This window comes from Vibrio sinensis (assembly GCF_003605645.1).
Classification (GTDB): Bacteria; Pseudomonadota; Gammaproteobacteria; order Enterobacterales; family Vibrionaceae; genus Vibrio; species Vibrio sinensis.
Map to the genome: position 1 here is coordinate 175,772 of NZ_QVMU01000001.1, position 23,368 is coordinate 199,139.

Genomic DNA, 23,368 nt, shown 5'->3' on the forward strand with positions numbered 1-23,368 from the left:
AGTTTGCTACTTATTAATCGAGTAATCTGACCGTGGTTGGTTCTGTGCAACGCATCTATTTGAATGGTAAAAATAAATGAATAAAATTGTTATGTTAGTTATGGGGCTGCTTTTTACCACTCGATTGTTTGCTAGTATTGGACCTCATGTTACCCAACTTGAGCATGATGCACCTATTCTCATTCGCTCTGCACTCATCGTTGGCGTAGCGATTTACGTCGTCTGGGCAGCATTTAAATACCTTAAAAAGAACAAAGCTTCTAGTTAGATCACTGCTATAAATAATACTATTCACACCAACAATACAATGGTGGTGTGTGTCCTTACACTACTTGCTCTTTCAGTAAGTGTGAGTCCTAGCGACACTATTTAACATCACTATCGCAAATCACTGTCGCAAATTACCATCAAACACTATCCCTTTTATATTTGTGACATCGCTGATGTGCTTAAGAAGCAAACGAATGGTGGAGTAATATTGTTGATCGCGATCACGTATCTGACGGCTACGTTACATGAATGGCAATTATCATTGTGAACAACTTCGGTTTAGGAGTATTTATGCTCTATTAGTTAAACCGTATGAGGATAGTTCGTAGTGAAATTAAAACATGTTATCGGTGCAAGCTTAGCGGTATTAAGTTGTCATGCTATTGCACAGGAGCAGCGTGTCGTTATCGATAATAGTATTGTTGGCATTCTTGAAACTCCGGAAGGGATGAATAAAGGACCTGCCGTACTTATATTGCATGGTTTTATGGGCAATAAAAATGAACTTCAGATAGCAAATACTAATGAGGGTGTATTAGAGCGAGCAGCTGCAACATTGGCTCAAAACGGTATCGCGAGCCTGCGCATTGACTTTCAAGGTGCTGGCGAGAGTAGCGGTGAATTTAAAGACACGACGTTTAATCGCTTGATTGACAATGCTAATGTCTCTTTAGATTGGTTGCGCCACAATTCTCTGTACAAAGCGGAGTCATTGGGTTTATTAGGCTGGAGTCAAGGTGGGCTAGTCGCAAGTCACGTTGCTAGCGACAATGATGACGTGAAAACCACCGTACTTTGGACGCCAGTAACTCAGCCTTATATCACTTACTCTAAACTATTTGGTGCTCAGCTTATCGATGAGGCTCTAGTTAGCGCTGATGATAAAGTTTTTCCTTTTACAACATCATGGGGTGTTGATGCGGAACTTCGTGCCCAGTTTTTCAAAGGCATTTTAAATACGCAATCTCTCGCTGCAATTAGCCATTATGAGTCTCCGCTTTTAGTCATTATGGGCAAGAAAGATGATCTTGTTCTTGATGGTTCTGGTGAGGGTTGGGTGAAATACCACCCTGGTGAAACCAAACTAATTGAGTTTGATACTAACCATACTTGGGATGTTTTTACCGGTTCAACGACCTTAGATGAATTGGTGATGCCAGCAACGGTGCAGTGGTTTAACGAAAAGCTATAACTGTTAGGTTTGCCCCTCATGGTATGGAAGTGCTATGAGGGGGATAGCTTGGGGCATAGTAAAGTGTGTGATGTAAATCAAAGTAAATGATGTGTAATTTTTGGTAGAAAGACTCTTACTCGAACCCGTCATAGATAGTATTTCACAATTCGAAAATGTCCAGAATCGTTACAGTTGATAGCTTCTCGGTCGAAAGTACCTCTTTTCATTTGCTAGCGAGCATTTAAGTCGTATTTTCATCAATAAACTTTAACCGTTTGACCAGAGTGCGTTGCCCACTTTAGTTCTAAGAGACGCTATCAGTACTACAAGTATATTCAATGACGATAAAGCTTTGCCATTGTGGCGTTTTTTCCATTAATACATCTTGCCCTAACATACTGAAATAAAGTACATTTCACCCTTTGTCAACTGTTGATGCTTCATGTTGAAACTACTTGTTTGGTCAGAAGAGTATAGCAATCTCAACAAGTGGCTTTATTCCTCTGTCTTACCCATGATGTGTCGCACTTATTATCTAAATTCGAGAGTGAATAGAGTGTATGTTTAGCTCATTATCTAGAGTTGTGTGTGGGTTAGTCGCTGGTGCTATTTTTGGTTTTGTTTCGCCATACTTGCTGTTTTTATACTTAGATGCCACTGGTGTAGATGTGGTGGCCCATAGGCTAAGATCATACTTCTTTAATTATCATGTTGATCTATTTTATCCTGCTCTTACTGCCGTTGTGGGGAGTTGGTTTTGGTTAGCCATTCGCCTAAAAACCTTTCGCAGAGAAAAATACTACTTATCTAAAAGGCTTAATGGTTTAGAGAGCTTCTATCACTCAAAAGCAGTTTTTAGTCCAGTTGTCGTTCCTATAATGGCGCTTCCATTTGTGATTTTAGTAATATCTCATCTGCTCATTCCTGTTTTACCAATGAGAGCGGATCGAGCCCTCATGTATGGCGGTACTATTTTCGGCCGATGGGATGATTATTTGAACGATGCCGTTGCGATCTCAGGTTTGGTTCTAATTTGTATTTGGTCGTACTTATTCCATCTAATGGTTCGCTCAATGGGTTACTATGGGCGTCTATTCATGGCCGTTGGTGTCTATTTTATGTTTTCTGCTTCTCATACATATTTGGTCACCCTATACTTTGATAGTTTCTATTGGTTTTTATCTGAATTTAGTCTATCTAGATTTTAATAGATGAACAGAAAATAAAAGGCGCTTTTAGCGTCTTTTATAATTTAGGCCCGGTCTCGTCCTGAATTTTCACCTAGAGTGATATTTATCTTGGGCTAATTGACATTGTTTTTAAACATTGCATTGTTCTAGAAACTTCTGCCCAAAAATGAGTTTTGTTAGTCTACTGTGCTGACTTTGGAGATAAAAAAGACATGCTAACTTGGGTACTCGATTAGCTTAAGTTAGAGGTTTTCTATGAAGAAAGTATTGTGGGAAATGGTTTTTTCACTAATGTCGTTCGGCAGCATCGCCGTGATAATTGCTCCCAATGTACCTACTTTGTTTTACGTGCTTGGGTGGCTTTATATTATCCTAATGCTCTGTGCAGGTGTTTTCACACTATATTCTGAGCGAATTACAGCTTGGTGCGATAAAAAGTTGGGGAACACTAAGGATGAGTAATTAGGATGAATCACTTACCCATGATTTAAAAATTCAGCAGTCAGTAATGTGCGAATTGCACTTTGCTGACTGAGAAGTCGATGCTCCAAAGTTTGTTACGCCTTTAAATACGTTACAGATAGTCGGCTATTTTCTCTATTCAAAAAGTAATAGCATTGCTGTATGTTCCGCTTATGTACTAATGTGCATCTTATTAGCTTATCTGTAAGCGGCCCAGTTACTCTTTGTCTTGCCAAAGAGTAACCAGAAAGGCGCTTTGGTTTGGTCGTCGTTGTCCGGTCGGTTTTAGGCGTTCCCGACGCCGAAAACCTTAAAAATTCGTCCATGAATTTTTACCTTGTGTAGTGGCTATCTTTTGCTAATTACGACAATCAATATCCCATCATCTTCAATTAGTGTTGTTAATCTAAGACACAAAATTATCGCTGCACTTTCAGCGTTCGATATCGAGTCCTTCCCCAAGTGCTGTAGCAAATGGATCTTACAACCCCATGAGGGGAGGTTAGGAGGGGTCGTTCGGCTTAATCTGAAAGTTCGTCAAATTCGCTTGTAATTTGCGATACTTTTCCTAATCTTTCACTTCAATCAAGACAATCAGCTCTGACATTAAGAATTATTTACAGGGTTTCGTTCAGCTTTCACGCAACCAGTTGGCGCACACGGAAGGCACTAACTCGTTAGCATTGCCACGAATAAATTGGTAGCCAAATGGTTTTTTCTTTAGCTCTTTTGAAATAAGGATTTTCTCTGCGTGAAAGCGAGCTTTGTTCAGCAATCTCGCAGCAGGCTGAACCGTCAATGAACTACCAATAGCGAGCATTTTATCAGCCTCTTTGATGATCTTTCTCGCTTCATCCAAATACAAAACAGGCTCACCAAACAAAACAATGTTGGGGCGAAGCTGGCTATTTAGCTCGCATTGTTGCCCGATCAAAATAGGCTTTCCATGCCATGGGTACACCATAGATGCATTTAAGCTACTTTGTACAAAGTTGAGTCGGCCATGTAAGTGAATCACGTTTGTGCTACCAGCCCTTTCGTGCAGGTCATCGACATTTTGAGTGATGACAGTGACATCAAAAGATCTCTCAAGCTCGGCTATCGCTAGATGGGCGGCATTTGGCTGCGCTGAATTAGCTTTAGCAATGCGGTCGTTATAAAAAGCCAATACAAGTTCTGGGTTTTGCTGCCATGCTTGTTTGGTTGCCAAACTCTCTACAGGCAGTTGATTCCAAAGTCCGTCGCTATCACGGTAAGTTGCTAAGCCACTTTCGGCACTGATGCCTGCGCCAGTAAAAACCACAATTTTCTTTTTATCTGCTTTCATTTTTATCTTCCTGATTCGTCGCAATAAAATTAGGTTATCCAGAGTTTGCGACAACAGTTGTCGTTTGAGTTAGAAAGTGCGTTTATTTTTTCTCCACCACTTAAGTGATCGGCGGTTGGAGAATTTAAACAGTCTCCTGCGGGGAAATTTCTTAATTCTGCGCAAGATTTTGTTTAATGCGGCTTTTTCCTTTTTGTTGGTTACGAACAGATACCGAAGTTCTATTTCTCCAGCCCAAACTACATTTCGATTAAATTTTCTCTGGTCCTCGATAGAGCCGAAGGTAGCGCAGCAATAGTGCAGGCAATATTCACAGTACGGAGAGCAATAATTATGTGCACAGTAATAGCCACTCGACATTTCATAAAAGCCCAAAATACAGTTGAATCCATACCATTCGTAGCAGTCAGTGTCAGCATCATAGTCTTTTCCTAGCTGTGCGATAACTTCGTTTTTTGTAAAAGGCCCAGATGAGTATTTCTCTGTCATTTTGCTTCCTATTTTACGTAATTTGTAACGATGGACTCATGTTACGCATTGATAACGACAGCTTCTGTCGTCAATAAATGAATAATCGTATATATTCGATTTCTCACTAGAATCTATGCATTAAATCTTGATGAAAAGTTTCGAGAACAAACGGGCAGTGCTCGCAAAAGTACCAACCAAAGGTAAAATCACCGCGCAGAAAATTCAGGAAAAACTGGAAGTAGAAGGCAAGAAATTGTCACTAAGAAGTGTGCAACGCATTCTGAATAGCTTAGCTCAATACGGCGTTGAACCAGATACAGGGAAACCGATTGGATGGACGCGAGAACAAGGACTTGATTTAGGCTTAACGAAGATGGACTTGAGTACCGCCATCACGCTAAACCTTGCAGAGAAATACCTCGAACAAGCTTTTCCTCCTGCATTGTTCCGAAATTTGGAGTCTCATTTTAACGGTGCTCGGTACTATCTCCGCTATGAAAACAAAACGCCTCAAGGTCTCTGGCCAAGTAAGGTGTATGTGCATCAAAAAGGCATGCCTTTACTTTCCTCAAAGCTTGATGTAGAGACGATAAACACAATTTACAAAGCGGTACTTAAAGAAAAGTGCATTAGACTGGTTTATCGCTCAATGTCCTCTGACAAAGAGCGGCGTGTCATGTTTCATCCTTATGGCATCGTTGTGCGCAGTGAGCGCAATTATCTGGTCGGGAAATTTGACGGCTACAGTGATGTTCGCCAGTTGTCGTTCAACCGCGTGATCAGCGCAGAGTCCTCATACTTCCCTGCGATGATTGACGAAGACTTCTCGCTGGAGAAGTACGTCCAGCAGGGGGAAATGGGGGTTACCCGCAGTTTAGATAAACTGGTGATTAAGCTATGGGTCACGCCTGTTTTCGCAAAGATCCTTGATGAAACACCGCTGTGTGAAGATCAGTTAATTGAACCCAAAGATGACGATTTTGTCGTTCACGCAAGGGTGGATGACACCGATGAATTACGCCATTGGCTGCTGTCTGTGTGTAACCACGCGACAGTCTTAGAACCGTTGGCATTACGTGAAGAAATAAAAGAAACCCTTAGAGATAGTCTCTCGTGGTATGAGGATTAAAGATGTGTAGTGAAGTTGTGCCTATTATTGATGCTTATTGGGAAGGACCATACTCATCAGCAGCAATAAAGAAACTTGAGGGGATTAAGGGGCATTGTCTCTATCAAATTTATGGCAGCCATCCTGTCTATGGTCGTGATAGTTTACTTTACATTGGTTTGTCAGATAGGGATGAAATATTTAAACGACTCGAGGAGCACACTTGGATTCAGAACCAAGCTGATCTTTGTCAAATTTACATTGCTTCCTGTGGTAATTTTGCTAACTGGGAAGCTTGGAGAAAGGATGGGAGAAAACGATATGACCGTAACGAATCCAAGAACATTACCCTGTCAGCTATCGAATCACTATTAATCTATGCGCACCAGCCGAGCTACAATAGTGCAGGCTTAAAGTCGACTTCTTTTGCGGCGAAGCCATTTCGCCTGTTTAATTCAGGTAAAAGAGCATTGTTGCTACCAGAAGTAAGTACACAGTTTTATTCTGATAGTAAGCAAGCACTGCCAGTGGAACTTGAACAGTCCGATTAGCATTAAATACGACAGCCTCTGTCGCATCCTTAATGCATACTCTCTCCAACCAACAGGAGAGAGTTTTATGTCCAACAACACCTTTCGCTTAGCCGAACACTACTTGCCCATTCAGCACCAAATCATTGGCTATGATGGGGATATAAGCGCGCTGTACGCAGAACTCGGTGAGTGCGTTACCGAATACTTGTTTTTGTCCCATTTGGTTGAAAAGCTTGAATCACATTCTTGCTGCGAGAATTTACTGACGATTGCACACCAGCTTTTGGATTTCGAATTACCGCAGTTCCAACCACCTGAGTTGATTCCACTTTATGACGGACCGAGATTTTTCAAGGGAGAGATAGTCTATTTCGCGGATAATGCCCTAGTGGTGAAAATTACCTCCTACCAATTTCCAACATGGCAGTTACTGCTAACCGTTGTGGTAAGGAGAGAATATGCACTTTTTCCCAGTGTTCATCAGCAATCACATTTTGTATTTTCAGTCGTGAGTCTATGAGAAATTCGGATGAAGACGCTGTTCAATAGCGGTGTAATCCGTTATGAAAAAATACTAAGACTGCGACGAACAGGCTTGAGCAAAAGGCAGTCAGCTACGCTGGTACGAGAGCTGTATCTGATTCAAAAAAATGAATTTGTGTTAGATATTGATGGTATCCAAAAGCGGCTAATAGTGAGTGGTTACTCATCAGCACAAGCCGCGGCTTTAGCTGCCATAATTTTCGATATTTCAAATTCCATACGGTGCCCCTATGAAAGTCTTTCTTGATGATTGTCGAACTACACCAAGTGGCTGGACGAGGACGTATACGCCACAGCAAACCATTGATTTACTTAAAACAGGTCATGTAGAAATACTAAGCCTAGATCACGACTTAGGCGATGATGATGGCATAGGTACGGGATATGACGTTTTGTTATGGCTGGAAGAAAGAGTCTTTTGGTATGGTTTTATTCCTCCAAAAGTGATTGCGCTTCATAGTTCAAATTCTTGCGCAAAAGAAAAGATGAATGCAGCCATTCTTCAGATAAAGAGAATCCGAGAAAAGGTAGTGAAAGGGCATATCTGTGTAGTAACCCCTGATAATGAGGACTTCACCTTGTACGATCCAAAGCCTAGCCAAGATGAGTAGAAGAATGTTAGTTGGTGGTGCAATAGAAGATAAATTGCTGAATATCCCTTATTTGAAGTTATTCGAACTGATTGCTCATAAAAGTAACTCCTAACTCGGAATTGTCCAGAACTTTCACTGATGGCACTTCGTAACTCGTAAGTGCCCCAAATTGTGTTGGCGAAAGCAACTATCATTAACTACTACCTACGGTTTTTAATTCGTGAGGTGTGGCGCTTCGAAATCACTATAACTATAATCTCCCGCCTTAATTCTACTGAATGCCCAAAATGAAAAATTCAATAATCCTGCTTTTAGCGCTTTATCTTCTCGTTCCTTCTTTTTCGTTTGCTGCCATCATAGATTTTTCTCAAGCCGAGAAAGCGATAAAGATGCAAGAAGAAACCCTCTCCGCTCGTATTGGTGTTGCTGTTTTGAATGTTGAAAGCGGTGCACTATATAGTTTTAGAGGTGATGAGCGCTTTCCATTAACTAGCACGTTTAAATCTATTGCCTGTGCAAAGTTACTCTATGATGTTGATCAGGAAAGAAATGAACTAAGCCAAACAGTGACGGTTAGCAGCGATGATCTTGTTACTTATTCTCCAATATTAGAAGCATACGCCGAAAAGGAGATTACACTAGGTGATTCTTGCCAGGCCACGATGCTGACAAGTGACAACACCGCAGCAAATATTATTATTGAGTCAGTCGGCGGTACAGAAAGTATTACAAGTTTTTTACGAGATATCGGCGATATGAATACTCGTTTAGATCGTGTTGAACCAGAACTGAACGAAGCATTACCACACGATCTAAGGGATACGACAACACCAATTTCTATGACAAAAACCTTAAGTGAGCTGCTATTCGGGCCGGTACTTTCTCAAGACAGTCGTGTGCAATTAATCGATTGGATGAAGAGAAATGAAGTGACAGGTAACTTACTGCGTTCTGCATTACCTTCTGGCTGGGAAATTGGAGACCGCTCAGGTGCTGGTGGTTTCGGTTCAAGGAGTATTACTGCTGTAGTTTGGCGAGACAAACAATCGCCACTCATTGTTAGCATTTATGTTAGTCAGACTGATGCTTCAATGGATCAGCGCAATCTGGCAATAGTCGAAATAGGCAAATCGATTTTCGACCTCTTCACTGATAGTACCAAGCCATAATCATAAAACTCAGAGATTGGTTTTGGTGCTCCAACTCTAAATCACCTATGTCCCAAAACGACCAGCAGGCTATCGCTTTAAAGCCTGCTGGCCTCTTGATTAGCCTTTCAAATAACGACTCATCAAATGTGTTTTGAAGTGGGCCGCGTTCAGTGTTTCGCCTGTTGCTTGCTTCACTAACTCATCAGTGGTCAGCAAACTACCTTTGCTCCAGATGTTGTCAGATAGCCAAGTGAAGATAGGAGTTAGGTCGCCACTGCGAATAGCGCCATCCACATCAACAGTACTCTTCATTGTTGCCATATATTGCGCCGCGTACATTGCTCCCAACGTGTACGATGGGAAGTAGCCAAAGGCGCCATCTGTCCAGTGAATGTCTTGCATACAACCACTTTTGAAGTTGTCTTTGGTTGAAAGGCCAAGGTATTGCTGCATCTTCACGTTCCACAACTCTGGTACATCTGTGTGCTTGATGTTGCCATTGATGAGGTCGCGTTCAATCTCATAACGTAAGATGACGTGAGCAGGGTACGTGAGCTCATCAGCATCAACTCGGATAAAATCTTTCTTCACTCGTGTGTAAAGTTTTTGGAAGTTTTGTTGTGAAAATAGCTCGGAATTAGCTGTATTGAAATGCTGGCCTGCTAGGCGTGCTAAATGTTCAATGAATGCATCGCTGCGACCTACTTGCATTTCAAAAAAGAGCGATTGTGATTCATGAATGCCCATTGAACGCGCTTCGCCTGCAGGTGTGTCAGCGAGTGCCTTTGGTAAGCCCTGTTCATAACGAGCATGGCCCGTTTCATGGACAATCCCCATTAACGACTGAACAAACTCGTTCTCATCGTAGCGAGTGGTAATACGTACATCTGTTGGAACACCACCACAAAACGGGTGTACGCTCTCATCGAGTCGACCGTGGTTGAAATCAAACTGCAGCAATTTCATCACTTCTAACCCAAGGGCTTTTTGCGTTTCTGTCGCAAATTGACCTGTAGGCTCAATCACATGTTCTTGTGATTGCTTGTTGATCACTTGATCAATTAGGTCTGGTAGCCATGATTTTACATCACTGAATAAGCAATCAAGTGATGCAGAAGTGGTGCCCGGTTCATAGATATCGAGCATTGCATCGTAAGGTGTTAGGTTATTTGCTTCTGCGCGAATTTGAGCTTCTTCTTGCGAAAGTTTTACCACTTCAGCCCAGTTTTTCTCAAAACCTTTCCAGTCGTTTTCTTTACGTTGAGTACGCCAAGCATGTTCACACTTCGAACCAGCGAGTGATTTCGCTTGAACTAACTGTTCTGGCAATAGGTTGGCTTGTTGCCATTGACGCTTTAATTCACGCAGGCTCGCGTTTTGATCTGGTGAGAGGCTTTCTTGCTCTGCTTGTGCAAACCAATCAGTAAGTTGAGGCTGTGTATGTAAAGAGTGAATATGAACAGATAGTTGTGCCATAGCTTCAGAACGTGCTTGGTTACCACCTGATGGCATCATGGAAGCTTGGTCCCAACCGCAAATAGCAGCAAGGTGATTGTAATGAGAAATGGTTTTGGAATGAGAGAGAAGTTTTTCGAATGCGCTCATATTTTAATGCCTTAGCGAGTCAGTGTCATAAAAGTCTACCAATCAATGAAAGGTAGACCAAGCTACAGACGCTAGTTTTTAGCAAATGAGGAATTAAGGAATAAGAACTAACATCGAGACGTTACTTGGACCATTTAGATAAAATAGCCGTGTATTTTAGATTTCAGCTTCGAGGGCAGCTGCTTGCTCGAACATAATTTTAGTAGACCAACCGTAGCTGCTGTATTCTTCAGCGAGTACATTTGCTACATCGAGGCTCACTCGAGCTTCGGTCCATTTACCAATATTCATCACTCTATACTGCAGAGTTACAATTTCCATTTTTATTCCTTTGGGTGCATATGTTTATATAATCATCTGCCCTGACTATACTAAAAACCCTGTATTCAGTATGTGATTTTATAAACAAAAGAGGCACGTAAAAGCGGGTATTTTGTAGAATATCGGCTTTAATTCTCATTTTTTGAGAAATAAAAATGCTGTTAGGTTTTATAGGAATTGTGCCAATATAGCCCCTATCAATGGATGATTTATTTCACGGTACTTATGATTGTTAATTTTGAAGCATTTATTATAGCGATTACGATTTTGACGCTAACACCGGGTGTGGATACGGCACTTGTGCTGCGTAACTCTTCTCGGGGTGGAATGCCGGACGGGGTCACTACCAGTTTGGGTATTTGTTTAGGCTTGTTTGTTCACGCTATGTTTTCAGCGGTGGGTATTTCGGCAGTATTGGCTCAATCGGCAGAAGCTTTTCAAGCAGTGAAAATGGTTGGTGCGATTTATCTTATTTGGTTGGGGGTATCGAGTTTACGAGCCATTGTTCGAGGTGACGTTAGTGTTGCTGTCAATACTGCTAATGAACACAAGCTTGATTGGCGTCGCTCGCTGCGAGAGGGTTTTTTGTCTAATGTATTGAATCCGAAAACTGCCGTCTTTTACTTAGCATTTTTACCTCAATTTATTAATCCAGAAGGTTCAGCGATTACGCAGTCTTTTTTAATGGCTTCGATTCACTTTGTGATTGCGATGATCTGGCAGTGCAGTTTGGCGGGTGCGTTAAATTCAGCCAAGAAGTTACTTAAAAGTGCTCGCTTTATGACTTGGATGGAAGGCACTACAGGTGTTGTAATGGTGGCACTGGGCTTTAAATTGTTATTTGAAAAAGAGTAGGTTTGTTTAGACAATCAGTCTATCGAATGCTCTCTTGAACGACATAGCGATGAGAAATGAAAAAAGCAGCCCCTTGGTTTAGGGGCTGCTTTTTTATTGCTTCATTCATAAAGAGTGAAACGGTTTAGTTTTGTAATTCCGGTTGGCGAGTTAATTCCACCGCAGATTCGAAATAACGTTTAGTTTCTTCAACCACAACGTGGCGTAATGCAATCAAACCAATGAGGTTTGGAATCGCCATCAAACCATTCACGATATCTGCAATTAACCAAATCATATCAAGGTGTAAGAAAGCACCTGAAGCAACCAAAACTACGAAGAATATTTTGTAAGGCAGTACAGCCTTGGTACCCATTAGGTAAACAACACAGCGTTCACCGTAGTAGTTCCAGCCCAAAATCGTAGTAAATGCAAAGAACATCAGACCGATTGAAACCATCAGTGGACCGACAGTGTTCGCATTCAGACCTACGGCGAATGCGTGAGTGGTCATCGCGGCACCAGCAAGGTCACTTTGCCATGCGCCAGTCAAAATCAAGGTCAAGCCTGTCATGGTACAGATGATGATGGTGTCGAAAAACGTCCCCGTCATGGAGATCAGGCCTTGTTTTACACAAGAGTCCGTTTTTGCAGCGGCCGCCGCCATCGGTGCACTACCTAGGCCAGATTCATTTGAAAATACACCACGAGCAATACCTGATTGAATTGCCAACATAATGCTAGCCCCTAGGAATCCGCCCGTTGCTGCTGTTGAAGTAAAGGCTGAAACCAGAACTAATTCGACGGCAGGGATAAGCTGATCGGCATTCATGATGATCACGCTTAAACAAGCAAGAACATAGAACAGCGCCATGGTCGGAACGACTTTACCTGCCACTTTTGCGATAGATTGGATACCACCAAGAGTGACAAAAGCGACTAAAGCTGTGAGTACAAAAGCGGACAGTTCACGAGATACACCGAATGAAATTTCGCTGGCGTCTAAGATGGCATTGACTTGAGGGAAAGTGCCAATACCAAAACAAGCTACGCCCAACGCGAATATCGCAAACATAATAGCGAGAGCTTTTGAGCCAACACCATATTGGAGATAGTACATTGGTCCGCCAATCATCTGGCCATTGTCATCAACTCGGCGATATTTAACGGCGAGTAGACATTCAGCGTACTTGGTTGCCATGCCGAATAGGGCAGCAAGCCACATCCAAAATAGTGCGCCAGGTCCACCAAGTTTGATCGCGGTAGCAACACCTACGATGTTACCCGTACCAATGGTGGCAGAAAGTGCAGTACATAAGGCAGCAAAGCTGGATACATCACCCTGTTTGTTATTGTCTTCTTTGCTGAAGACCATTTTTAACGCGCTAGGTAAGTGTCTAAATTGAATAAGTCCGAGACGAAAAGTGAAGTAGACACCGGTACCCACTAACAAGATAAGCAGTGGTGGTCCCCAGACAAAATTGTCGATGGTAGTCAGTAGTGATTGAACGTTGTTCATGGTTTCCCCTTAATTGATAAAGCAATACTAAGGAGAAGAGGGAAAGGGCTAAGATCAAAAGGATCTCATAGCAATGCTATAGGCACGAGGTCCATAGCAGCAAAGTCCATAGCTGGATAAAAGTCTTTCCACTCCTCTGTCCTTTTGCCTGAGAGTTTCACTTCGCTTGCGCGAAACTTGCTCCTTCGGCGACCGATTTAACGGTTCTCTCCAGAGGTTCCTCCAACTACAGTCCTCACCCATCTAAACAGTTTTAGATATAGGCACCTGAAAGATTTACTTCTTCGGTAGGATACGTTGCCAAATTGTTACAATTAGGTCGTATCCACTCTCCTGCAGTCTTCATCGGAACGATTACTCACATAGTGAGTAAAAGTAAGTCGTTAATGCTGGTCACTAACGAAGTGTGAACAATATCATGTTTATTGACGAAATCAACCGGATTTTCGAGCTATTTGTTCACTTTTATGAAGAAGCATTTGCTGCTTTATAGAACACTGCCCTTTTTTAAGACGCTGATAGTGAATGAATCTTCAGCGTTCAAACAAGAAAACGACCTAACTCTGACCTTTTGAGCGCGTTTAATGGTATAAATTGGAGTGAGAATCGACGTATTGCTATTTACATATACTCGAAGCTGAAGTTGTGTTCCTTTTTTACTGCGTTTGTTTAGTTTGATTGGGATTTATTGGCTTACCTGCAACACCAAGTTGTTTGGGTATAGAATATTAAGCAGAGAGTTCTATTGATTTAAGTCGCTAAACTTAGAATAAGTTTGGATGTATACAGAGATGGCGGTGAACGCCTCGATGGTACAGAAAAGAAGAAGTTAAGGAGTGATTATGACCAGATTAATTGCGATTGTTTTGCTCGGTGCATTGGCCTTTTTATTGTTTCGTTATCGCACCAATCAGACCGTTCAGAAATGGGTTATTGTCACTTTGATTTCTGCCTTTTTTATCTATACCGCGACCTTAATGTTTAGCGAAATCATACGTTAGGCAAGTTGGAGTAACGTAAGTGAATAAAGTAACAGATCATGATGAAAATGATGATGTTGTGGTCATTGAACAACGCGATAAAAAAACCTACATCTACATTGCTATAGCAGGTGTGTTGGGGTTGGCGCTTGGTGGCTTAGTTGGTTCATCGTTAACGGCGAATCAGTGGCAGGAGGCTTACCAAAAGCTAGAAACTCAATATCAATCAGCACATCGTGATAAAGAGCAAATGGCCAGTCGCGTTGAAGATGAGCTCGCAACCGTTCATTCGCAAGTGCAGGATAAGCTTGATATGGCGCTGGTGGATGCAAAAGCTGAGCATGAAAAACAAATGCTAAGTTTACAAGCACAAGTGCAAGAGCTTGAAAAAGTAAATTTGTCTCTGGAAGAGCAGGTTTCGGCTCAGAAAAAGCAGATTGCTGACGCGAATAATCAAAATACTAAATTGAATCATCAAGCAGACGTCCAAGCAACATTGCTTGAGCGTTCACGTGAGTTATTCCAACGTGAGTTAAAAGTTAAGCAACAGCTAGAAGCGCTCCAAAAAGAGCGGGATCTGCTAGAGCCTAAACTGCCTAAACTAAAGGAGGAGTGTGACTTGTTCTTAGATGGCACGTCTTGGGATGTAAAATCAGATTCATGTGATAAGCAAGACGAAGCGAACTCTCGTTTAAGTCAAATCGATCAAATGATCCGTGTCCATCAGATGGATTTAGAGCAAATTAAGTCACTTTCCGAGCAAATTGGTTTGTGATTTCTTTGTGATCCTGATGCAAAGCCTCAAGCGATTGAGGCTTTTTAATGTGTAATCGCTCTCATCAAATGCACCCTCTAGATGAAATTTACAAATTTCTCAGTAGCTTAACCTCATAAGTCAGGATGAACTGAGTATTAGTGTTAATTCACTGGGTCTATCTTTCGAGGTTGACTTAGGGACTATAGGGTGAAAACGGAATGCTAGCATTTCAAGGTGAGAGATTACTGTCTAAACTGCGTCAATTGATCATGTTGTTGTATGTGCTGTCAGTGTTATTGATTAGCAATACGTTGATATCAGAGCATGAATTGATTAAAGGTTTTTATCTCGTATTTCCAGTTGCTATGTTAATGGCATTACTGAGTAAAACGATGAAGAGAAAACAAATAGCAGCACAAATTTCATTTGCTGTTCTCTTTATTGGTGGTTTATTTGAACCGTTAGAATTTGATGTCATTGAAGAAACTTTTATTCTTCTCCCTCTGTGTTACATCTTTCTGTTTCCTGGGTCATTCTGGCCTTTGGCCGGTTCGGTCGCTTTACTGCTTAGTTGTTATATTGATCTTCCTCTTGAACGGATGGGGGACTTTAGTTGGGATGCAATAAAGCTTTGCTTAATTACTTTGTTTGCCTCTGTAATGAGTTATTTTCAGCAGAAGTTAACGTTACAAGCGGCCCTGTATAAACGAGCGAGTTTGACCGATTGCCTAACTGATGTTTCTAATCGTAAAGCCTTTTTTTCTGATTTGAGGAAAATAGGCTTAAAACGAGGTTATGACTATGTCTCGATTCAAATTGGACTCAACGATCTAAAAAATGTGAACGAGAATTTTGGTCATAATAACGGCGATAAGTTGCTAAAGAAGTTCGTGAGCCAACTGAATATGATCATTATTGATCAAGGGCATTTATACCGACTCACCGAAACAGAATTTATCGTATTGGTTTCAGATACCACGAATGTCGTTGCGAAAGCTCAACGTTTAGTTCGCAAAATTACCCGATTAAATAACGGTATGTATCGAGTGAGCAATACTTCATTGATGTTGAATTTTAGTCTTGGTGTCGCGGTATTAAGTGATGCGGCTTATAACACGACTTTGTGGGGTAAGAATGCTGATATCGCTTTGTGTAAAGCGAGGAGCACAGGATGTGCGACAGCACAATGGTACGATGATAGTTTACTTAATGAAACAATTCGCCAAAATCAGATTGAAATAGAATTAGAACAAGCGATTGCTGCTAATCAATTTGTATTGGTTTATCAGCCTAAAGTTTCAATTAAAAACGATCAAATTGTCGGTGCAGAAGCATTAATTCGTTGGCCTCATCCACAACTTGGTGTTATTTCTCCAAGAGAATTTATTGGTATTGCTGAAAAAACAGCGCAGATCATCCCTATTGGTCGTTGGGTAATAAATGAAGCGTGTAAACAAGCCAAATTGTGGTACAGCCAAGGGCATCATATTTGTGTGGCGGTTAATGTTTCATCAGTTCAGTTTGCACACGATGATGTCTATTCTTACGTTAGAGAAGCCTTGGAACGCTATCACCTACCAGCGAATTTATTGCAAATTGAAATCACAGAAACGACCTTGATGAAGCGTCCTGAACGAGTCTCGGATGCCTGTAAAAAACTTCGTGAATTGGGTGTATCCATTGCTATCGATGACTTCGGTGTCGCCTATTCTTCGTTGAATTATTTGAAACATTTACCTGTGGATGTTCTAAAAATAGATAAGACCTTTATTGATGATTGTGTGGAGTTACTAACAGATAAAATGTTAGTACGAACCATTATTCAGATGGGACGAAATTTGAGTAAAACGGTGATTGCTGAAGGGGTAGAGACCCAAGCTCAACTTGATGTTGTGAAGCAAGAGGGGTGTGATGAGTTTCAGGGGTATCTATTTTCCAAACCGATTTCAGCGCTTCAGTTTACGAGTTTATTACCGGAGCCAAAGAGAGAACCACAACGGCAGAACGCACGTCAAACCGAGATAAAAACCGAATCGGAGTCTGTTATTGACGCCGTAACTTATCCTAAAGAGGTGTATCCAGATTTTGTTCATTGAACATTCAATGAATTTAAAAACTATTGTCACTTAATCAAGCATCTTGATGCGGCTTAGGTATACAATAGAGTGCTTGGGATATTGAAATAGCGCTAACATCACCGCATCTTATGAATCTAGAACCTATTACTATCTCGTTACCCTCATTGATTCATCGTATTGGGGGAGATAACACTAAAATAGCGCGAGCTTTTGCAGAGCAATGCAATTGCCGGATGCAGCGAGTTCGTCGGTCAAGACATTGGCAAGTCACTGGTGAATTTGACGATTTAAAGCAGCTATTCGCTATGCTTAAATTGGAAAGCTATGATGACTTTCGTTTTGTGTATACAAAAATGGAAGCGCATATTCATCAAATAGAATTAACCCATGAGCCTTTGAATGTAAAATTGAGACGTTTGATTGAAAATAACCCAGCAATCACGTTAGCAGAATTGATGTCAATGACACATTGCTCTCTTATAGAAGCGAGAATTGCGCGTGATGAAGCGGAGTTTTAACCGCATTCGATTTGTAGTGGTCAATTAAAATTGTCAAATACACTCTCTTTTGTATAACGCACGATCAGTGCAACCCATTTCTTCTTCTTCTTCTTCTTCTTCTTCTACCAAGCCCGCTGAACTGTACCTTGAGGTTACTTGAACATAAGTACTTAGATATCGCATAGTGCTGAGTATAGCCCAATGTAGCTATCAGCCGCTCAGAAACGATTTTTCTTGCCTTTACGTAAACTATGACTAAAATTCGCCAGCTTATTTTTACTAAGGTGTATTTGAATGAAGAGCTTATTGGCTGGTGTAATGCTGATTACTGCAACGACGTTAACTGGCTGTGTGACATTTCCGACAGATGAATCAGAACAAGTGGATGTTATTTGGGATGATACTGCTGCACTTCAAGGATGTGAACACAAGGGCACTGTAATTGGCTCTGAAGGACACTTTTACGATTACTGGTTACACGCAGACAAAGATATGGTTTGGGGAACGCTGAACCAAATGCGCATTAAAGCAGCAGAACAAGGTGCAGATACGTTGTATTTATACCAGCCTCTTGGTTTCTTATCATCAATGACTATGTTTGGTAACGCTTACGACTGCAGTGTGAAAAACTCCGTCGTGGCTGAAAAAATCCAAGCAGAAACGACACAAGCGCTAACCGTATCGACAAGTAATTAGTTAATGTATTTGTTCAATTTGGAGTTGTAGCCAACCTATAACTCCAAATTGTTAGGATATAACCAATTTCTGATGCATTCCCTTTAGTTAGTGCTTTAGTTGGATATATCAATTTAAGCTCTTATATATCGAATTCTGCCTATGCTTGATCATGACTCTGCATTGTTAATAGCATGCATCATCAAGACTATTATCTGGCTTAGTGTTCGGTTCAGAGCTAAAATTCTAACGGCCCTTTCTTAACTGAATTTATATGAAGAAGTTTTTACGCTTAGATCTCTTAGGTGCGGTATGTAGTTTGCTTAGCTATATCTACCTGTTGGGACACGGATCATCACATCCATTATGGCAATGGCCATTAGAAGCATTGCATGGCGCGGCTTTCACATTCGCTTGGGGTTTTGGCGCATCGAAGTCTTTAGCTTATGTGTTATCGATCATTACTTTCATAGCGGTTACGGTTTCAGGTTACCTGCTGGGAAAGATCATTTCACGTTGGTTAAGCCGATACCGATAAGCAATAATTCAGCTTTAATCGAGCGTTTAGTTTAGATTTAAATGAGATGTGTAAACAAGAAGGTCGCTATCGCGACCTTTTTGTTTCATTAAATGAAAGCCGTGAGACCTTGCGCTAAGCGCTTGACCGCTTCGGTTAATTCTTCAGGATTTGCATTGGTAAAATTGAGTCTCAGTGCTGCCGTTGACTGATCCTGTTCTGGGTAAAATACTGGGCTGGGCACAACGGCAACGCCATTCGCTAACAGTTGCTTGGCGAGTTCGAAAGTGTCGCACTCAGGTAACGTCACCCATATAAACATCCCCCCATCAACTGATTGAATGCGGCAATGACTTGGTAGTTGGCACTTTAGTTCACGATAGAGTGTTTCATAGCGGTTTTTGTACAGCGAGCGAATTGAATCGATGTGAGCCTCAAAACCATCATGTTGTAGTAGGCCGAGTAGTAAAGCTTGCATCGGGACGCTTGAATGCAGATCGGCACCTTGTTTAATCTTAATTAATGGTTCAATCAAGCTTTGTTTGCCAGTCACAACACCAATACGTAAACCTGGCGATGCGATCTTAGAGAAAGAGCGCAATACAATGGATTGGTCTGGACAAAATGTTGAGACCATAGGTAAAGCTTCTCCCTCAAATCGCAATTCACGATAAGGCGCATCTTCAATAAACGTCACCTGATACTGTAAACACAACTCGGCGACTTTCTGTCTGGTTTCTAATGTCCAACATACTCCTGTTGGGTTGTGAAAATCAGGCACAGCGTAAAACATTTTCGGTTTATGCTGGGCGAAGCATTGCTCAAGCTCTGCGAGATTAGGGCCAAATTCAGTTTGTGATACGGTGAGTAAGTTGGCTTGCACTAGCCCAAAAACTTGCATCGCTCCAAGGTAGCTTGGCGCTTCCATCACGACACTTTCTCCGGGGTTTATATAAGCGCGGGCAATAAGATCTAAGCCTTGCTGTGAACCGGTAGTAATCATAATTTGGTGAGAATCTTTTAGCTCATAAACGCTACGTAAATGATCCAGTAATGGTTGATAGCCCGCAGTAGAACCATACTGAAAAACCTCCGGCATGGTAGCAAGGCTATTGAGCATCGGTTTCATCAATTCGATGGGAAAAGTGCTCTCATCGGGTAATCCACCTGCTAGCGAAATGACATTTTTGTCACAAGCAGCGGCAAGGATCTCTCGGATGTAGGAAGATTTTACTTGTTGTAATGACTGCGCGATTTCCATTGATTACCTGTCTGTTCTTCGATTAATTATTATTTTGATAGTGAGTATTTTTCTATTTAATATTTTTGTTATCGTGGCTCTCTTCCCTTATTGGAGAACGGTTTATTGGGAAGTAGAACCATTTTGTTGTGTCTTTTGATAGTACTTGTTGTTGTATCAAAATATTTGTCCGTTTATGCTGTCTAATATGTCCATTTATGCGAATTTGATTGATGAGCCAACACCACATATCCAGAATTAATGATGTGCTTTTTTATATTCATCAAGATATCAGCCAACCGCTCGCCGGACGAGAGTTAGCGAAGATTGCAGCGTATTCAGAGCAACACTTCCATCGGATTTTTAAGCAGGTGGTGGGAGAGTCTATTCATCAATACATTCGCAGGACACGCATGGAATACGCCGCTAACCAGTTAATGTTTGATACCAAAGCATCAGTGGAAGAAATTGCACATAAATGTGGTTTTAGCTCTCTTTCATCATTTAGCCGGGCTTTTAAAGCGACATTTAATATGGCGCCTGGTGAGTGGAGAAAACAAGACTTACAAGTGGCTGAAAAGCCTTACTTGAAAGATCCTGAGGTCGCAGCTGGTTATCGTCGTGTGGCTCAATATCCGTTGCCGCAGCCAAAAATAATCGAAGTTCCGCAACGTCTGGCTGCTTATGTGCGTCACGTCGGCTATAACCGTTCTATCCGTCAGGCTTGGTTGGTTCTTCGAGCGTGGGCCAATGCCGAGGGCAGAGCATTCTCGAATCAGTTTGGCGTTCACCATTCAAATCCCGCATGGGTCGAGTTAAATCAATGCCGCTATGTTGCTTGTTTAGAGATAGATAAACCCGTTAAGGTTCGTGGCATTGTAAATCAATTGGTGATCCCCGGTGGTCTACATGCTGTATTTCGTCTTGAGGGGGTCTATGGTGAGTTACTACCACAAATTAGTATGATTCTAGAAAAGTGGTTGCCTGATTCAGGTTTTAAGCTGCGTTCAACCCCAGCATATGCTCACTACTACAACAATCACTTTTTAAATGATACTGAGCAGTTTGAATTGGATTTTTTCCTGCCAATTGGTTTTTTCTAGCAGATGTCATCATTCGATGAAAAGAGGCAGCGTCTTGAAAAGTTATAACTCCCTATTAGGTCAGCATTTTTCTAAATTTTTGCTGATTTTATAGTATGAATTTTTTGAAAAGTCAGTGCAAAATATGAACGAAAAATCTAGAGTATAATGAGTTAAAACAGTAGCTTGTGTGTAAATTTATGCTCGTCGTCATAAGAAAAATAACGAAAGCAAAAAAATAGTTGTACAAAAAATAAACAGTCGTTATTATGTCGCCTGTTGTTCAGAGAGTTATTAAATGCAGCATCAAGTACAAAGTAAAACTTCAACTACTCAACAGCCGTTTTGTAGTTAGGCGTTTCCCTTTTATTTTAGCGTAACATGATATAATTCAACGATTTAACATAGCGTTAATATTGAACTTTTCTTAAATTAAATAAACAAGGGGCATCAAATGTCTAACACAACTACTGGTACTGTTAAATGGTTCAACGAAACTAAAGGTTTCGGTTTCCTAACTCAAGATAACGGCGGCGCAGACGTATTCGTACACTTCCGTGCTATCGCATCTGAGGGCTTTAAAACTCTTAACGAAGGCCAAAAAGTGTCTTTCGAAGTAGAGCAAGGCCAAAAAGGCCTACAAGCAAACAACGTTATCGCTCTTTAATTAATTTATCGGTTTTTAGCTAAACCGTTATTATTAATGAGATGATAGCAGCGTAAGCTCTTTCAAATACTTAAAGGTCGCTAGTTTCTAGCGGCCTTTTTTATATTCTTTTTTTATATTCTAAAACTCAGCTATTTTGTCCCGTTTACCTCGTGATGTTGGACTAACTGCTGATGTAGCCTGTCTTTTAATTCCATACGCTGAAACTTAAGGCTATGCATGTTTTCGTCATCGATTGGACTGCCTAAAATCTCCAGTTGGCGAATGTCATAATCCAATTGGTGGTATTTCTGAAGATCACTTTTGAATGTTGGGTCATCGTGATTAAGCTGCACTATGTCTAATTTTAGATCAGGAAAATCTAAGATAAGGGCATGATTTTCATTTAGCATTGCAGTTCCTCTTTTGTCGGACTTTCATCAGTATAGAAGTAATCCAAGAGGATAAATGTGGCTCAAAACACAAAGCCACAACTATAGGGACAGATACAGACACAGAGCGCAGAATTTATCGAACGTCCTTTTAACTATTTCCTTCTAATTAACTATTTTCTTCTAATTAACTATCGCCATTTAATTAACTCCCGTAATCTATCCATACATTTTTGTAATGAGTTGCCGCAGTTTGGGAACTGCGTGCTGATAGAATGAGTGCATGCCAGAACTGGGGTAGTTTTAGATCAAGACGATCAAACAAATTTGTTGGAGTTGGATGCTTACCTAGTGTACAAAGAAACCATTGTTGCACAGGCGGCTAAATTGCTGCAATCCGATCCTCGTTGGATGGGGTATTGGAGCTCATATCGTCTGCACAATGCGCGCTATTTACCAGTTGAAAATGGCGATATGCAGATGTTGAAACCAGCTTAGGTTTGGCCTGTCTGGTATAGTTATTGAATAAAGAAAGCGGGATTATCCCGCTTTTTAACGGGAGTTGTATCCATGTCCTGGAAAAAACAGGGAGATGATCCGGATTACCGATTTACATTGGCAAACGAAAGAACTTTCTTAGCTTGGGTGCGGACTGCTCTGGGCTTTTTTACCGCAGCGATTGCGGTTGATCAACTGGCCAGTAGCCTTGATGGGGCATTTTATAAGCCATTAATTTGTATTGCACTGCTCGTTATTTCAGTACTTTGTTCTGTTTTTGCTTATGCTAATTGGCGCGGCAATGAAATTGCGATGCGACTGAACACGAATTTAACTTATTCCAATGCGATTAAAGTGATACCGGTGCTAATGGTATTAGTTATCGCTGTCTTATTGAGTAGTATTTACAATGACATACTCATCGGTTGAGCGCGTTTTAAAAAGTGATTCAGGGTTACAAGTAGAAAGAACGACCTTATCTTGGATCCGAACACTGTTTGTTTCAGTTCTTATTACGTTGGCTATAGCAAAGTTACTGCTCGATACCCATTCTATTTGGTTACTAATGGCGCTATTTTTCGCTGTTGTTGCGTGCATCGCTATTAACATGTCAGGGATCGGTGTTGCGACGTTGAGCATTTCATGCAAAGCAAGGCGTTATTGCACTATCGTGGTTTCGTTGGCTAGTTCGGCAATTTTCTATGGTTTAGAACTGTTTTTCTGAGCTACTTTTAGCTCTAATTTCTACTTAACGATTATCGTATTTATTCAATATTAATAACGGACAGCCCAATGTGTCCGTTATTCCAAGCCTCGCATCTAGCGTGTTCAATATTCAGCTATCTAAATACCAAGCTAAATACCAAGTCACTTAAAAAATCGAGTCTTTTAAATATATAGAC

General features: G+C 41.2%; 26 protein-coding genes and 1 riboswitch. Of the genes, 20 read left to right on the forward strand and 6 right to left on the reverse strand.

Annotation, left to right across the window (positions count from 1 at the left end; all coding sequences use genetic code 11):
• Window positions 1–76 precede the first annotated feature (76 nt).
• From DZ860_RS00650 to DZ860_RS00660, 3 genes are all read left to right on the forward strand, one after another.
• Entirely contained in the window at window positions 77–268 is a 192-nt protein-coding gene (locus tag DZ860_RS00650; protein ID WP_120028985.1) for a hypothetical protein, read from the forward strand.
• Window positions 269–598: 330 nt separating this feature from the next.
• A complete protein-coding gene (locus DZ860_RS00655; RefSeq protein WP_120028986.1) occupies window positions 599–1,462 on the forward strand; it encodes an alpha/beta hydrolase in 864 nt (287 codons plus the stop codon).
• Between the two features lie 542 nt (window positions 1,463–2,004).
• The gene (locus DZ860_RS00660; protein ID WP_120028987.1) at window positions 2,005–2,652 is read left to right on the forward strand and encodes a hypothetical protein; all 648 of its coding nucleotides are present in this window, start codon (window positions 2,005–2,007) and stop codon (window positions 2,650–2,652) included.
• 1,075 nt (window positions 2,653–3,727) lie between these two features.
• Here the strand turns inward: DZ860_RS00660 and DZ860_RS00670 are convergent.
• Window positions 3,728–4,423, reverse strand: coding sequence for an SIR2 family NAD-dependent protein deacylase (locus tag DZ860_RS00670; RefSeq protein WP_120028989.1), 696 nt, complete (start codon window positions 4,421–4,423; stop codon window positions 3,728–3,730).
• A 619-nt stretch (window positions 4,424–5,042) separates the two neighbouring features.
• Here DZ860_RS00670 and DZ860_RS00680 point away from each other — a divergent pair.
• The 5 genes from DZ860_RS00680 to bla all read left to right on the forward strand — a co-directional run bounded on the left by DZ860_RS00680 (window position 5,043) and on the right by bla (window position 8,840).
• Window positions 5,043–6,023 (forward strand): helix-turn-helix transcriptional regulator, encoded by a 981-nt coding sequence (locus DZ860_RS00680; RefSeq protein ID WP_120028991.1) that lies wholly within the window; start codon window positions 5,043–5,045, stop codon window positions 6,021–6,023.
• A 2-nt stretch (window positions 6,024–6,025) separates the two neighbouring features.
• A complete protein-coding gene (locus tag DZ860_RS00685; protein WP_120028992.1) occupies window positions 6,026–6,553 on the forward strand; it encodes a hypothetical protein in 528 nt (175 codons plus the stop codon).
• Window positions 6,554–6,620: 67 nt separating this feature from the next.
• Window positions 6,621–7,055 carry a hypothetical protein gene (locus DZ860_RS00690; protein WP_120028993.1) on the forward strand — a complete coding sequence of 145 codons (435 nt, stop codon included), beginning with the start codon at window positions 6,621–6,623 and terminating at the stop codon, window positions 7,053–7,055.
• A 253-nt stretch (window positions 7,056–7,308) separates the two neighbouring features.
• A complete protein-coding gene (locus DZ860_RS00700; protein WP_207890573.1) occupies window positions 7,309–7,689 on the forward strand; it encodes a cyclic-phosphate processing receiver domain-containing protein in 381 nt (126 codons plus the stop codon).
• 281 nt (window positions 7,690–7,970) lie between these two features.
• Entirely contained in the window at window positions 7,971–8,840 is an 870-nt protein-coding gene (gene bla / locus DZ860_RS00705) for a class A beta-lactamase (protein WP_165862838.1), read from the forward strand.
• A gap of 99 nt (window positions 8,841–8,939) precedes the next feature.
• Here the strand turns inward: bla and DZ860_RS00710 are convergent, their stop codons facing one another.
• Together DZ860_RS00710 and DZ860_RS24325 are read right to left on the reverse strand one after the other, a co-directional pair.
• Window positions 8,940–10,427, reverse strand: coding sequence for a carboxypeptidase M32 (locus DZ860_RS00710; RefSeq protein WP_120028996.1), 1,488 nt, complete (start codon window positions 10,425–10,427; stop codon window positions 8,940–8,942).
• A 156-nt stretch (window positions 10,428–10,583) separates the two neighbouring features.
• Window positions 10,584–10,748 carry a hypothetical protein gene (locus DZ860_RS24325; RefSeq protein WP_165862821.1) on the reverse strand — a complete coding sequence of 55 codons (165 nt, stop codon included), beginning with the start codon at window positions 10,746–10,748 and terminating at the stop codon, window positions 10,584–10,586.
• A 225-nt stretch (window positions 10,749–10,973) separates the two neighbouring features.
• Here DZ860_RS24325 and DZ860_RS00715 point away from each other — a divergent pair, with 225 nt between their 5' ends.
• Window positions 10,974–11,603 carry a LysE family translocator gene (locus DZ860_RS00715; protein WP_120029516.1) on the forward strand — a complete coding sequence of 210 codons (630 nt, stop codon included), beginning with the start codon at window positions 10,974–10,976 and terminating at the stop codon, window positions 11,601–11,603.
• A gap of 124 nt (window positions 11,604–11,727) precedes the next feature.
• Here the strand turns inward: DZ860_RS00715 and DZ860_RS00720 are convergent, their stop codons facing one another.
• Entirely contained in the window at window positions 11,728–13,101 is a 1,374-nt protein-coding gene (locus DZ860_RS00720) for an alanine/glycine:cation symporter family protein (RefSeq protein WP_120028997.1), read from the reverse strand.
• 126 nt (window positions 13,102–13,227) lie between these two features.
• Window positions 13,228–13,325, reverse strand: a riboswitch (glycine riboswitch).
• 618 nt (window positions 13,326–13,943) lie between these two features.
• Between DZ860_RS00720 and DZ860_RS24330 the strand changes: the two genes are divergently transcribed.
• The 6 genes from DZ860_RS24330 (at window position 13,944) to DZ860_RS00745 (ending at window position 18,629) form a co-directional block, all read left to right on the forward strand.
• The gene (locus DZ860_RS24330) at window positions 13,944–14,102 is read left to right on the forward strand and encodes a hypothetical protein (RefSeq protein ID WP_165862822.1); all 159 of its coding nucleotides are present in this window, start codon (window positions 13,944–13,946) and stop codon (window positions 14,100–14,102) included.
• 19 nt (window positions 14,103–14,121) lie between these two features.
• Entirely contained in the window at window positions 14,122–14,856 is a 735-nt protein-coding gene (locus DZ860_RS00725; protein WP_120028998.1) for a chromosome partitioning protein ParA, read from the forward strand.
• Window positions 14,857–15,056: 200 nt separating this feature from the next.
• A complete protein-coding gene (locus tag DZ860_RS00730; RefSeq protein WP_120028999.1) occupies window positions 15,057–16,934 on the forward strand; it encodes a putative bifunctional diguanylate cyclase/phosphodiesterase in 1,878 nt (625 codons plus the stop codon).
• A gap of 110 nt (window positions 16,935–17,044) precedes the next feature.
• Window positions 17,045–17,434, forward strand: coding sequence for a ribosome recycling factor family protein (locus tag DZ860_RS00735; RefSeq protein WP_120029000.1), 390 nt, complete (start codon window positions 17,045–17,047; stop codon window positions 17,432–17,434).
• Between the two features lie 276 nt (window positions 17,435–17,710).
• Window positions 17,711–18,112 (forward strand): DUF4156 domain-containing protein, encoded by a 402-nt coding sequence (locus DZ860_RS00740; protein ID WP_120029001.1) that lies wholly within the window; start codon window positions 17,711–17,713, stop codon window positions 18,110–18,112.
• Window positions 18,113–18,365: 253 nt separating this feature from the next.
• Window positions 18,366–18,629 carry a hypothetical protein gene (locus tag DZ860_RS00745; protein WP_120029002.1) on the forward strand — a complete coding sequence of 88 codons (264 nt, stop codon included), beginning with the start codon at window positions 18,366–18,368 and terminating at the stop codon, window positions 18,627–18,629.
• Between the two features lie 88 nt (window positions 18,630–18,717).
• On the opposite strand, the gene DZ860_RS00750 is transcribed toward DZ860_RS00745, so the two are convergent.
• Window positions 18,718–19,869: an aminotransferase-like domain-containing protein gene (locus DZ860_RS00750; RefSeq protein WP_120029003.1), complete on the reverse strand. Its 1,152-nt coding sequence runs from the start codon at window positions 19,867–19,869 to the stop codon at window positions 18,718–18,720.
• 212 nt (window positions 19,870–20,081) lie between these two features.
• Between DZ860_RS00750 and DZ860_RS00755 the strand changes: the two genes are divergently transcribed.
• Together DZ860_RS00755 and cspE are read left to right on the forward strand one after the other, a co-directional pair.
• Window positions 20,082–20,951 (forward strand): AraC family transcriptional regulator, encoded by an 870-nt coding sequence (locus DZ860_RS00755; protein WP_120029004.1) that lies wholly within the window; start codon window positions 20,082–20,084, stop codon window positions 20,949–20,951.
• A 433-nt stretch (window positions 20,952–21,384) separates the two neighbouring features.
• Window positions 21,385–21,597 (forward strand): transcription antiterminator/RNA stability regulator CspE, encoded by a 213-nt coding sequence (gene cspE, locus DZ860_RS00760; protein WP_120029005.1) that lies wholly within the window; start codon window positions 21,385–21,387, stop codon window positions 21,595–21,597.
• Window positions 21,598–21,728: 131 nt separating this feature from the next.
• Here the strand turns inward: cspE and DZ860_RS00765 are convergent, their stop codons facing one another.
• Window positions 21,729–21,989 (reverse strand): HP1242/YdcH family protein, encoded by a 261-nt coding sequence (locus DZ860_RS00765; RefSeq protein ID WP_120029006.1) that lies wholly within the window; start codon window positions 21,987–21,989, stop codon window positions 21,729–21,731.
• Between the two features lie 258 nt (window positions 21,990–22,247).
• Here DZ860_RS00765 and DZ860_RS00770 point away from each other — a divergent pair, with 258 nt between their 5' ends.
• The 3 genes from DZ860_RS00770 to DZ860_RS00780 all read left to right on the forward strand — a co-directional run bounded on the left by DZ860_RS00770 (window position 22,248) and on the right by DZ860_RS00780 (window position 23,190).
• A complete protein-coding gene (locus DZ860_RS00770) occupies window positions 22,248–22,466 on the forward strand; it encodes a hypothetical protein (protein ID WP_243641781.1) in 219 nt (72 codons plus the stop codon).
• A gap of 72 nt (window positions 22,467–22,538) precedes the next feature.
• The gene (locus DZ860_RS00775; protein WP_120029007.1) at window positions 22,539–22,895 is read left to right on the forward strand and encodes a YidH family protein; all 357 of its coding nucleotides are present in this window, start codon (window positions 22,539–22,541) and stop codon (window positions 22,893–22,895) included.
• Window positions 22,876–23,190 carry a DUF202 domain-containing protein gene (locus DZ860_RS00780; protein WP_120029008.1) on the forward strand — a complete coding sequence of 105 codons (315 nt, stop codon included), beginning with the start codon at window positions 22,876–22,878 and terminating at the stop codon, window positions 23,188–23,190. The genes DZ860_RS00775 and DZ860_RS00780 overlap by 20 nt, the downstream gene beginning before the upstream one ends.
• Window positions 23,191–23,368 lie beyond the last annotated feature (178 nt).

Bases quoted from the DNA above. Each gene is read 5' to 3' on its own strand.
- DZ860_RS00650 (WP_120028985.1), top strand. From the start codon at position 77: ATGAATAAAATTGTTATGTTAGTTATGGGGCTGCTTTTTACCACTCGA.
- DZ860_RS00660 (WP_120028987.1), top strand. From the start codon at position 2,005: ATGTTTAGCTCATTATCTAGAGTTGTGTGTGGGTTAGTCGCTGGTGCT.
- DZ860_RS00670 (WP_120028989.1), bottom strand. From the start codon at position 4,423: ATGAAAGCAGATAAAAAGAAAATTGTGGTTTTTACTGGCGCAGGCATC.
- DZ860_RS00680 (WP_120028991.1), top strand. From the start codon at position 5,043: ATGAAAAGTTTCGAGAACAAACGGGCAGTGCTCGCAAAAGTACCAACC.
- DZ860_RS00685 (WP_120028992.1), top strand. From the start codon at position 6,026: ATGTGTAGTGAAGTTGTGCCTATTATTGATGCTTATTGGGAAGGACCA.
- DZ860_RS00690 (WP_120028993.1), top strand. From the start codon at position 6,621: ATGTCCAACAACACCTTTCGCTTAGCCGAACACTACTTGCCCATTCAG.
- DZ860_RS00700 (WP_207890573.1), top strand. From the start codon at position 7,309: ATGAAAGTCTTTCTTGATGATTGTCGAACTACACCAAGTGGCTGGACG.
- DZ860_RS00710 (WP_120028996.1), bottom strand. From the start codon at position 10,427: ATGAGCGCATTCGAAAAACTTCTCTCTCATTCCAAAACCATTTCTCAT.
- DZ860_RS24325 (WP_165862821.1), bottom strand. From the start codon at position 10,748: ATGGAAATTGTAACTCTGCAGTATAGAGTGATGAATATTGGTAAATGG.
- DZ860_RS00715 (WP_120029516.1), top strand. From the start codon at position 10,974: ATGATTGTTAATTTTGAAGCATTTATTATAGCGATTACGATTTTGACG.
- DZ860_RS00720 (WP_120028997.1), bottom strand. From the start codon at position 13,101: ATGAACAACGTTCAATCACTACTGACTACCATCGACAATTTTGTCTGG.
- DZ860_RS24330 (WP_165862822.1), top strand. From the start codon at position 13,944: ATGACCAGATTAATTGCGATTGTTTTGCTCGGTGCATTGGCCTTTTTA.
- DZ860_RS00730 (WP_120028999.1), top strand. From the start codon at position 15,057: ATGCTAGCATTTCAAGGTGAGAGATTACTGTCTAAACTGCGTCAATTG.
- DZ860_RS00735 (WP_120029000.1), top strand. From the start codon at position 17,045: ATGAATCTAGAACCTATTACTATCTCGTTACCCTCATTGATTCATCGT.
- DZ860_RS00740 (WP_120029001.1), top strand. From the start codon at position 17,711: ATGAAGAGCTTATTGGCTGGTGTAATGCTGATTACTGCAACGACGTTA.
- DZ860_RS00745 (WP_120029002.1), top strand. From the start codon at position 18,366: ATGAAGAAGTTTTTACGCTTAGATCTCTTAGGTGCGGTATGTAGTTTG.
- DZ860_RS00750 (WP_120029003.1), bottom strand. From the start codon at position 19,869: ATGGAAATCGCGCAGTCATTACAACAAGTAAAATCTTCCTACATCCGA.
- DZ860_RS00755 (WP_120029004.1), top strand. From the start codon at position 20,082: ATGAGCCAACACCACATATCCAGAATTAATGATGTGCTTTTTTATATT.
- cspE (WP_120029005.1), top strand. From the start codon at position 21,385: ATGTCTAACACAACTACTGGTACTGTTAAATGGTTCAACGAAACTAAA.
- DZ860_RS00765 (WP_120029006.1), bottom strand. From the start codon at position 21,989: ATGCTAAATGAAAATCATGCCCTTATCTTAGATTTTCCTGATCTAAAA.
- DZ860_RS00775 (WP_120029007.1), top strand. From the start codon at position 22,539: ATGTCCTGGAAAAAACAGGGAGATGATCCGGATTACCGATTTACATTG.
- DZ860_RS00780 (WP_120029008.1), top strand. From the start codon at position 22,876: ATGACATACTCATCGGTTGAGCGCGTTTTAAAAAGTGATTCAGGGTTA.